The sequence below is a fragment of the Mangrovibacterium sp. genome, assembly GCF_059905295.1.
In genome coordinates this window covers 1-9,546 of record NZ_JBZQJF010000121.1, presented here as the reverse complement: position 1 = coordinate 9,546, position 9,546 = coordinate 1, and the positions used below count along the sequence as shown (strand labels likewise).

The window sequence follows — 9,546 nt, the reverse complement described above, 5'->3', positions numbered from 1 at the left end:
ACTGTTGAACCGATCCCGCAACCTTGAAAAATAAAAGCCTGTGGGTAAGCTATTCATGGAAGCAGTTGACCAATACATCGAGAAAATAAAAAAATGGAAAGAAGAAACCATTCTTTTGCGTGAAATCTGTTTAGAGTGCGGGCTTGATGAAGATTTTAAATGGATGCACCCTTGTTACACTTTCCAAGGAAAAAACATCGTTCTGATTCACGGATTTAAAGCGTATTGTGCATTACTCTTTCACAAAGGAGTATTGCTAAAGGACAACGGGAATATTTTGGTTCAACAGACCGATAAGGTACAATCGGCCCGGCAAATCCGATTTACCGACAAAAAGGAAATACTTGAATTGAAGCCCCTTATCAAAACCTATATTTTTGAAGCAATCGAAGTGGAGAAAGCAGGATTAGAAGTAAAAATGAAAAAGACTGAGGAATATGAAATCCCCCAAGAACTCAAACAAGCATTTGAAAACAATCCTGAATTGGAAACCGCATTTTATGAGTTAACACCAGGAAGGCAAAGAGGCTATTTGTTGTACTTTTCAGAAGCCAAACAATCCAAAACCCGATCTTCAAGAATCGAAAAGGCAAAAACAAAAATATTTGAGGGAAAAGGATATAACGAACGATAGACCATACAGCCACCAACAACAGACTGAACAATGCATTGCAGGATCAGTGTCCCGAGTACCAGGCATGATCGCCGCTACGTTATCAGCTGTCATGCTCTACCAAACATTGACGCTCTTCGAAACTGAAGAAATGGTTGTATCTGGAAAATTCGGGGAAATTGATTAATTCTGGTGACAATAAAATAGAACTTGTACTAGTTGAAGTATTGAACTAAAATTAATTCGACTAAAAAATAAAACCAGCAGAGACCCTAAACCGAACCTTAATTATGAAACTAACCCTTAGCTCAATTTTGATTTTTTGTTCTATAATTTCCTTTGCGCAAAAAGGTGTAATAGAAGACGCGAATAAGCTTATTGAATCAAAAAAATATGAATCGGCATTTGACCTTTTAAATGATGCTGATCCGAACAATGCAACCCCGGAAATTGCGATTGCAAAAACAGACTTGGTATTAAACTATTTTGTGACAAGTTTAATGCATCAGATGTTTGCATTGAAGGATCTAAAACCGGATGAAGACATTCTCGATATTCGCGGAAGTGAAGGAAATTTCTCGATGTATCAATTTTCACCCGATTCAGTATTGCTTGCATTAATTGAAAAATATCCAACCAATTACGAGTTGCAAAAAGAATTAGGGTATTACTATCACGAAGTACATTTACACTATCAAGGTAACTGGTTAATTCCGGATTCGGTATTGGTCAATAAATTCAAAACCTATTATTTGGATGCCTATGAAAACGGCGTGTTTGATTATTGGTCAACTTATGGTATTGGATATGCCTATCTAATGAAAGAAGAATATCAATCAGCCATCCCATATTTAACAAAATCCACTGAACTCAATTCGGAATATCCTTCAAGCTGGTATAATCTGGCCTACGCCTATTTATACACCGATCAGAGAGAAAAAGGAATTGAAAGTGCTAAAAGAGCATTAGAACTATATGATGACCAACAATATAAAGCGGATGCAGCCCGTATGATTGCTGTCATGTACAGGGAGCTTAAGGATTCTGTAAATGCAATTGAGTATTACGCACTGGCCAATAACATTCAACCTGACGATTATTATACTCTGAACCCACTATTAGAGTTGGAAATGGCGCTTAATCTAAAATCTTATAAGGAGCGAACAAAGCAGTTTTTCTTACTTGCGCCCGGGAATCCAACAATCTATCAAGACTTGATGAGATTTTATTGGGACAATAATAAACCGGATGAATTACTTGATTTCTTATCAGCACAATTAAATAACTATGCTACAGATTATAAAGTTCGAGGTAATTTGATTTTCTACACAGCTGTAATTCAATTTAATAAAAAAGATTTTGACGATGCTAAGTTGAATTTTCAATCAGCAAAAGAATCATTTGAAAAAGTATTTGAGCCAAGCCACCAGGTATTTAAAGTAATTGAGTCCTATACTGATCAATTATAAGTCAGGGTAAGACTTGGTAAAATTCTCAATAAAAAAGCAAGTAGCCCACCAATAAGAAGCAACGGCCGGGCATCCTCCCATTCGGGAGCGACTCCGAAAATAGCCTCAGGCAAATAGGTTCAACTGCGCTGCCACACATAAGCGTCCCTTCCTAACCGCAACTTCCACACTATTAGCGATACGATTAAAAATTATTAAACCATTTCGATAAATAATTATTACATTTGTTTTTGGCAATGAGGTCTGCCATTAACCGCCCTAGAAAGCTGATGACTTCTACCATAAAATGAATTAAAATATGAATTTATTATGGTAAAATCATTTCTTATTGCAGGTCTGGGCGGATTTTTAGGAACATCGTTCCGCTTTCTCATCTCACGATATTTTCAATTTCATTATGTTTCGGTTTTCCCTTGGGGAACATTCTCTGTCAACATAATCGGCAGTTTTCTAATTGGAATGCTTTACGGTATTTCCGAAAAGGGGAATTTCATATCGCCCGAATGGCGGATTTTCCTAACCGTTGGCTTATGCGGCGGATTTACAACTTATTCGTCATTTTCAAATGATGCATTTCTATTATTACAAAGCAAGGAGTTTCTGCGTTTTGCTACTTATTCCGGCTTGAGTTTCTTTTTAGGCCTCTTAGCTGTCTTTTTCGGTAGGTTAATCATTAAAATCATATAGTTATGAAAAGTAATCCCACAGCTTTAATATTGCGAATATATATCAGTTCTACCGATAAATACAAAGATGGATTACTGTACGAACATCTTGTTTTCAGTGCCAAAAAATATGGATTGGCAGGGGCAACCGTACTAAAAGGCATTCTTGGGTATGGGGCCAGTTCAGTAATACATTCTTATAAGTTTTGGGAGGTAACTGAAAAACTGCCTACGGTCATTGAAATTATTGACGAAGAAGAGAAAGTACTTGCATTCTTTGAATCCATAAAGTCTGTTTTGGAAAAGGTTCGTTATGGTTGCTTAGTAGCAACAGAAAAAACGAATGTTCTAATGTATAAAACCGGAAATAAAAACATTTAAAACAACAAACATGAAAATTCAAAAACTCGAAGCAATTGAAATACTCGATTCAAGAGGAAACCCAACCGTTGAAGTAAATTTAAAACTTGAAGACGGAACAACATCGCGAGCAATGGTCCCGAGCGGAGCATCAACAGGAGAAAGAGAAGCGACAGAACTAAGAGATGGCGACCCTAAACGGTACGGAGGGAAAGGGGTTCTAAAAGCAGTCGAAAATGTCAATTCTGTCATTACAAAGGCCATTGCAAATAAATGCTTCGCCAATCAACGGGAGCTTGACTATTTTCTGATTGATCTGGATGGAACCAATAACAAAGCTAAGTTGGGCGCAAATGCCATACTCGGTGTTTCAATGGCTTTTGCCAGAGCTAAAGCGAAGAGTTCACAACTTTCATTATATCATTATTTAGGAGGAAGTAATGCCTACATATTGCCTGTTCCTTGTATGAATGTCATCAACGGAGGTAAACATGCGGACAACACAGTCGATTTTCAGGAATTTATGATTGCTCCTCACAATGCTCCATCATTTAGGGAATCAATCCGTATGGGCGAAGAAGTTTTTCATGCGTTAAAAGCTGTCTTAAAATCTAAAGGATTAAGCACAGGAGTTGGCGATGAAGGTGGTTTTGCACCTGACTTAAAATCGAATGAGCAAGCCGTAGAAATGATACTTGAAGGAATCACTAAAGCGGGTTACAAGCCAGGAGTAGATGTAAGCATATGCCTTGATCCTGCATCCAGTGAAATGTGGGAAGATGGAAAATATAAATTCTTTAAAAGTTCACAGAAATTAGTTTCCAGCGATGAGATGGTAAAACTATGGGAGAGCTGGGTAAATCAATACCCCATTGTATTACTGGAAGATGGCATGGCTGAAAATGACTGGGAAGGCTGGAAAAACCTGACTGATGTAATCGGAAATAAAATTGAGATTGTTGGTGATGATTTATTCTGCACGAATAAATCCATTTTAGCTGAAGGCATCAGTAAGGGCGTTGCCAATTCGATCCTGATTAAATTAAATCAGATAGGAACTGTTACGGAGACTTTAGAAACGATTGAGCTGGCATATAAGAACTCCTACAACTGTTTTGTATCACACAGAAGTGGTGAAACAGTTGATAGTTTTATTGCTGATTTAACAGTCGGAATTAATGCGGGACATTTAAAAACAGGTAGTGGTTGCCGTGGGGAACGTATTGAAAAATTCAATCAGCTTATGCGAATTGAAAATGAATTAGGAAAATCAGCTCAATTTGCAGGATTAAAGGCCTTTAAGAACGCTAAATAGAAACAATATTCATTAGACCTATAAAGTAATGACGAGGTGGTGAGTTGCAAAGAGCAATACGCTTATTTAAATTTCTTCCTCGCCTGGTAATGACTTACTTCGAGGAATAACACACTTCAGAGCTAAGCAGTCGGGGAAATTATTGTGCTTTCCCTACCCTATTTTTCAAATTCATCAACCGGTTCGTCAATTCGACAAATTGTTTCTCCTTTATTAATTGCCGGTGTTACATTTACGGTAACTACAATACCGCTGATTGGCGCAAAATACTTTTTCAGGATATTCCCGAAATAATCAGTAACATACCCTACCATTGTGCCTTTGGTAACATACTGGCCCTTTTTCACAAAAGAATACAGCATACCATCATAATCACTTTCTATAAAGTGCTCATTCACCAGATACACCGGATGTTCATTTGTAAAGGTTTCTCCGTCCAGCATCTGAAGCGTTCGCATCACATTGATTAATCCTTTTTTGGCAAAAGCTATTTCTTGCGAATCGGCATAACCCCGATCGCCCCACTCCAATGAAATGGCAGGTATACCCAGCCGGGTAGCAGTTATGTCGGTATATATTTCCACTTCACCGGGATCGCCTAATGAATATTTTTCAGGTATCAGGTAATTGTTTCCAACAGCTTTAGCAAGCATTAACGATTTCTCACAGAGTTCGCTCTCCGGGCAATCATACTTGAAATACACATAATCAACCAATTCTTCATTAAACTCGCCACCATGCATATCGATAAAATAATCACTCTTTGCCATGACCTCATGGGTTAATGCATAGGCAATGCGTTCTGAAACAGTCCCGTCTTTCTTCCCGGGGAAAATCCGATTCAGGTTTTTGTGATCGATTGGACTGTTGTAAACTGATCGTGTTCTGAATGATGGAATATTCGCAATGTGAACCAAAACTAAGGTCCCTGACAATTTCTCGGGATCTATTTCCTGGATTAATTCTTGGCCAACAACAATTGGGACATATTCCGTACCATGTATTCCTGCAAAAAGCGTTAATACAGGCCCCTGCTTTTTCCCATGAATAATTGTTATCGGAACAAATGTTCCTTCATCAGCCCCTTCTTCAATTCTTAATTTACCGGAAACCTTTTCGCCCTGTTCGGCGGTAATTGCCCCAATAGCAAAGGTATTCGAATTTTGTGCGATGAGGCTAAAAGGCGTAAGTAAGGCAATCAAAACGACCATATACCGCAGGATTAATCCGATGGGAAAACCACTGCGCCCTTTACCGAAACAATCAATTGCACTCATGCTAATCCATGTATTCCTAATTTCAAATCCCAAAGGTTAATATCACCTTTAAAGAAGGTGTATTTTTTCATTTAACCAATTACCCTTATCTTCTAAATTGTATTACGGTTAAAACAACAAATCGGGTCGAAAATTTGCAGGCTTTTCTGCATAAAATAGCTAGTTTAGTTCCTTTTTTAAATCGGGAGGGAATGGACGAAAAACATTTAAGTATTGACGAGGAGAAGCTTCGTAACTTAATTGAATTAGCGACTGACGGCATTCTTATTGGATCGAACGAGGGAATCATTATTGAAGCGAACTCAACGTTTTGCTCCATGATTGGTATGCACAAAGAAGAATTGGTTGGATTATTTATTGCCGATTTGCCTTTTTCAGATGAAAGTGTAACGCAAAGTCCCTTTCGATTCGATTTGCTCAGAAGCGGACAACTTGTTGTTAGTGAACGGGAACTTGTTCTCCCCGACAGGACGAAAATTACCATTGAAATGCGTACAAAGATGATGCCCGATGGTACCTACCAGTCTATTTACCGCGATATTTCGGAACGTAAAAAATATGAACGGCAATTGTTGGATTATGCCACCCGACTGAGCAAATCAAATGAGGATAAAGATCAGTTCATTACGATCCTGGCACATGATTTAGTGAGCCCTTTCAATACGATTATCGGTTATCTGGGATTACTTACGTCTGATTTCGATCGTTTTGACCGACCAGAAATCAAGAAACAGCTGAACATTGTGCACAATACGTCCAGAAAAGCGCTTGAGCTACTGCATGAAATCCTAACCTGGTCACGGACGAACTCCGGAACCATAGACTATGAGCCGGACTACTTCAAGTTGAAAGATATTTGCCAAAAAGCTATCGAGATTTTAGAACCGATTGCAGAGAACAAGAAAATCACCATTACAAATGCCCTTGACCCGGAACTACTGGTTTATACCGATGCCAATATGCTTCGGATCATTATTCGCAACCTGCTTACCAATGCGCTGAAATTCACGCATCTTAATGGGCAGGTAACCCTTGAAGCCACGAAACAGGATAGTCATGTAGTTTTATCAGTAAAGGATACGGGAAAAGGAATTAGCCCTGTAATATTAGCTGCTTTATTTAAAAATGTCCATAACAAACCCACCAAAGGAACATCCCGGGAAATCGGAAATGGCTTAGGATTATCCATCAGCAAAATGCTGGCTGAAAGGCAAGGAGGATCGATCTGGGTTGAAAGTGAAATAGGAGTCGGCAGTACCTTTTTCGTTCGCATCCCGGTTCGTAAGAATGATGAACCGGCGAACAAGGTTTAGTCCTAGACCAGCTGCCTAATCAGACCAAAAGCTCATAAAGGGAGTTGTGTCTGGCTTGATGATATATACCTCCGCTCTTTCCTTGACTTTTTTCACCCTCTAAATGCGAAAAATATTCGAAAACCGGAATCACAAAACACCCCTTACTGCCGATCGTTTTCTATCTTGATCTCCCGTCATTTGTTTGCAGACATCTTCAGGCTTGCCCAAGCCTTTAGCCTGGCTATTCTTAATAGGAGGCCCCTTTCCTATTCATTAAACTAAAATCTTATGTGTAAAACAAGCTAAACCTTTGTGCTAAATCGGCTGAATTTGCATAAATTAGTAAGGACAGTAGTTTGTAAGCTTTTAATTCGTTATTAGACCAATAAAAACAATAAGTGCTACAACAAATCTGCTACTTAAAGCCAATCAACAATTCTCAACAAAAGAGAAAATTTATTCAATATGAAACAAACAGCAAACCTGATCTTTTTGCTTTTTACCTTAATCCTTCTGCAAACATTGACTGTTACCGGAAAAGACAAGGATAAAAAAGATACCGTTACAAAAAACTTGTCGATTATACCGCTACCAGCCATTGCCTATAATCCCACCAACGGTTGGTTATTAGGGGTAGCTCCCGGTGCCAGTTGGTTTATGGGCGATCCCTCGAACACCAGCATCTCTTCAGGCTTAGGAACACTCATTTATACCACCAAAAAACAATTCCTGTTTACAGCTAAAACCAATGTGTTTTTATCAGGCGACAGCTGGAACCTAATGGGTGACTGGCGGTACTTTATCACATCGGCACCAACCTATGGCTTAGGTACAGGACCGCAATCGGGGAAACCTGTTGGAACCGGCATTGAATATGCCGACGGGCTGTTCAGTTCACCCATCCCGGACGAACAGATGATGGATTTCAATTATTTGCGTTTTCACGAAACCGTTTTAAAGCGCATTGAGGATACTCGTTATTTCCTGGGTTTGGGTTATCATCTCGATATTCATTCGCAAATTGAAGATAACCTGCTGGATCTGACAGCGGACCAGCCAGTAATGACCAGTCATTATGCTTACCAAACAGCGAAGGGCTTTTCGCCCACCAAATATGTACTCTCAGGTATCTCGCTAAATGCGTTGTATGATAGCCGTGATAATGCCGTAAACCCGTACAGCGGACGATATGCCTTTGTGAATATCCGGATCAACCCGAAATTTTTAGGAAGTGATAAGAGCTCCAGCCTTCTGTGGCTCGAGTATCGCGATTACCTTCACCTGGATAAAGACAGACCACGGCATCTACTTGGGTTCTGGACTTACGGATGGTTCATAACATCGGGCAAAGTACCTTACCTCGATCTACCAGCTGTAGGCTGGGATCAGTTTGGTCGTTCAGGACGAGCTTATACACAAGGTCGTTTTCGCGGCGAAGACCTGATGTATGGAGAGATGGAATATCGTTTCCCCCTACAAAAGAACAAAGAGATGTTTGGAGGTGTGCTTTTTATAAACAGCACCACTGCCAGTAATCGCATGGGTGATATTGGCTTATTCAAATACCTCGATCTTGCATATGGTGCCGGCCTGCGTGTAATGGTTAATAAGAAGTCGAGAGCGAATCTGAATATCGACTATGCTATAGGCCGATACGGAGCCGGTGGTTTCTATTTTGGCATTAACGAAGTATTCTGATATACGAGATACAAACGAAGAATCGCTAATAACAGACAAATGAAAAAATTACTAGTCCTGACCCTCTTGTGCCTTTCTTTTGGTCAACTGTTTGCACAGTATTCGCAATTACAACCAAACGACACAATCCGAAGCAAATATCCCTATAAATTTCCCTTGCTGGCAGCAAAAGCATGGGAGCGTGGCTTTGATATTCCCTATCCCTGGGGAGCAATGGCCAACTTCTTTACAGCTAAACAAGATATTGAAATCACGGAAATTGCTGTTGGCCTATCCGATGGTGTATTACCCGACGTTCCCCTAACCGACCTGACTGATTTACTTCAATTTGGCAAGATGAATGCCCAAGCCACCTCCTTAAATGTTCGTCCCGACTTATGGGTGCTCCCTTTCCTGGATGTTTATGGTATCATCGGGAAGGCATGGGCTCAAACAACCATTGAACTGACCTATCCGGTAGACCTGAAAGCTGTTGCCGACCTTGAAGGTACCAGCTATGGTTTTGGTGTCACCGGAGCCGGCGGCGTCGGTAAATATTTCTTTGTTGTTGACGGCAACTGGATCTGGACTATGATGAGTAACTTCAAAGATCCGGTACAGGCCAAAAACTTATCGATACGACTGGGACGGGCATTTAAGATTAGTCAAAAGCCACAATCGAACCTTGCCGTGTGGGTTGGTGGTATGCGCATTAAAATGGGCGGTGTAACCGAAGGTACAATTGGTTTTCGAAATTTACTACCTGCCGAAACCTGGGATCGACGCGACGAGATTGTCGATCAATATTGGAACTGGTATAACAACGAAGCTAAATTGCCACAAAAATTGATAGCTGATAAAGTGCTCACCCCGGT

The 9,546-nt window shown here is 40.0% G+C and carries 9 protein-coding genes and 1 riboswitch; of the genes, 8 read left to right on the top strand and 1 reads right to left on the bottom strand.

Going from position 1 to position 9,546, the window contains the following annotated elements:
* Positions 1 to 55 precede the first annotated feature (55 nt).
* The 5 genes from AC37HE_RS06495 (at position 56) to eno (ending at position 4,422) form a co-directional block, all read left to right on the top strand.
* Positions 56 to 634 carry a YdeI/OmpD-associated family protein gene (locus AC37HE_RS06495; RefSeq protein ID WP_500781986.1) on the top strand — a complete coding sequence of 193 codons (579 nt, stop codon included), beginning with the start codon at positions 56 to 58 and terminating at the stop codon, positions 632 to 634.
* A gap of 269 nt (positions 635 to 903) precedes the next feature.
* Positions 904 to 2,082: a tetratricopeptide repeat protein gene (locus AC37HE_RS06490; RefSeq protein WP_500781985.1), complete on the top strand. Its 1,179-nt coding sequence runs from the start codon at positions 904 to 906 to the stop codon at positions 2,080 to 2,082.
* A gap of 223 nt (positions 2,083 to 2,305) precedes the next feature.
* A riboswitch (Fluoride riboswitch) is annotated at positions 2,306 to 2,368 on the top strand.
* A 23-nt stretch (positions 2,369 to 2,391) separates the two neighbouring features.
* Positions 2,392 to 2,769 (top strand): fluoride efflux transporter CrcB, encoded by a 378-nt coding sequence (crcB, locus tag AC37HE_RS06485; RefSeq protein ID WP_500781984.1) that lies wholly within the window; start codon positions 2,392 to 2,394, stop codon positions 2,767 to 2,769.
* A gap of 2 nt (positions 2,770 to 2,771) precedes the next feature.
* A complete protein-coding gene (locus AC37HE_RS06480; RefSeq protein ID WP_500781983.1) occupies positions 2,772 to 3,128 on the top strand; it encodes a DUF190 domain-containing protein in 357 nt (118 codons plus the stop codon).
* A gap of 10 nt (positions 3,129 to 3,138) precedes the next feature.
* Positions 3,139 to 4,422: a phosphopyruvate hydratase gene (gene eno, locus AC37HE_RS06475; protein ID WP_500781982.1), complete on the top strand. Its 1,284-nt coding sequence runs from the start codon at positions 3,139 to 3,141 to the stop codon at positions 4,420 to 4,422.
* A gap of 158 nt (positions 4,423 to 4,580) precedes the next feature.
* Here the strand turns inward: eno and AC37HE_RS06470 are convergent, their stop codons facing one another.
* A complete protein-coding gene (locus tag AC37HE_RS06470) occupies positions 4,581 to 5,699 on the bottom strand; it encodes a succinylglutamate desuccinylase/aspartoacylase family protein (protein ID WP_500781981.1) in 1,119 nt (372 codons plus the stop codon).
* A 191-nt stretch (positions 5,700 to 5,890) separates the two neighbouring features.
* Here AC37HE_RS06470 and AC37HE_RS06465 point away from each other — a divergent pair, with 191 nt between their 5' ends.
* The 3 genes from AC37HE_RS06465 to AC37HE_RS06455 form a co-directional block, all read left to right on the top strand.
* The gene (locus AC37HE_RS06465) at positions 5,891 to 7,012 is read left to right on the top strand and encodes a PAS domain-containing sensor histidine kinase (protein WP_500781980.1); all 1,122 of its coding nucleotides are present in this window, start codon (positions 5,891 to 5,893) and stop codon (positions 7,010 to 7,012) included.
* Between the two features lie 447 nt (positions 7,013 to 7,459).
* Positions 7,460 to 8,692: a BamA/TamA family outer membrane protein gene (locus AC37HE_RS06460; protein ID WP_500781979.1), complete on the top strand. Its 1,233-nt coding sequence runs from the start codon at positions 7,460 to 7,462 to the stop codon at positions 8,690 to 8,692.
* A gap of 39 nt (positions 8,693 to 8,731) precedes the next feature.
* Positions 8,732 to 9,546, top strand: an 815-nt coding sequence (locus AC37HE_RS06455) for a hypothetical protein (RefSeq protein ID WP_500781978.1), incomplete at its 3' end; no start/stop codon positions are given.